At 57.7% G+C, this 874-nt stretch carries 1 protein-coding gene; it reads left to right on the plus strand.

What is annotated here, in order from left to right; genetic code table 11:
- The first annotated feature begins 152 nt into the window (after positions 1-152).
- Positions 153-533 carry a hypothetical protein gene (locus tag XI08_RS09920; RefSeq protein WP_271574273.1) on the plus strand — a complete coding sequence of 127 codons (381 nt, stop codon included), beginning with the start codon at positions 153-155 and terminating at the stop codon, positions 531-533.
- Positions 534-874: the final 341 nt, after the last annotated feature.

An 874-nucleotide genomic window follows, 5' to 3' on the forward strand; every position in this document is an offset into this window, starting at 1 on the left:
AAAAGTCCGGTGAGTCCGCCAAGGCACACGAGTATTACAGCAAGGTCGTTGCGATCGCCGATGCTGCGGATAATACCAGGACCGAGGTTACCGACGCGCGCGCGTTTCTGACGAAGCGCTGAGGGGCTGCAGCGATATTACGGGAGCATATCGTGAGAGCATTCTTTCAGCCTATCGTTCTGATTGCTCTCGCGACCCCGGCTGTCGCTCAATCACTTCAGGTCATCGGATACTCCGGCTATCTCGGCGAGTGGGAGTTGACCGCCACCGTCACGGAAACGGCTTCCGGCCCTATAAAGGAATACTCTGGGCCATTAACGATGAAACACGTCGGCGTATGCATTCAAGATGGTCCGGAGGAGAAGACCGGTGAAATGCGTTTTCAGATATCGGCCTCATCACCCCAATTGAATGCGACATTCTCCGTTGCGGGGGTCGAATGCACCTACAGCGGACAACTGTCAGACTCCTATACTGGCACCATGAACTGCTCCGATCGACAGGCAGTTCCTCTCAAGCTGTGGTTGAAATAGCTGCCGTGCCCAGAAACATTCCCTCCTGGAGAACAGGCGCCGTCAGCTGTGGGTCATTCGCGTCGGTTTAGTCCTCCCGCGATGACTTCCGGTCAGCCCCGATGAGCGGACATCTTCAGTGCCCATCGCAAGGTCTCAAACGGGCCACAAGCCGACGTAGGCTAGGTCACGCGCGAGCGTCGACCAGTCGACACGCCCTTATCCGGTCGGTGCCGCATATGGCTGTCATCAGTTGCAGCCAACGTGCGCCGACTTCACCCTCGGACCAGAAGCGGAAGCAATCGGCACCAGCCCAGCCAACCGGTGCAGACGACCACTTTATCTCAGGCGTTTGGCCAGCC

Source organism: Bradyrhizobium sp. CCBAU 11361, assembly GCF_028128935.1.
In the GTDB taxonomy this organism is placed as follows: domain Bacteria; phylum Pseudomonadota; class Alphaproteobacteria; order Rhizobiales; family Xanthobacteraceae; genus Bradyrhizobium; species Bradyrhizobium niftali.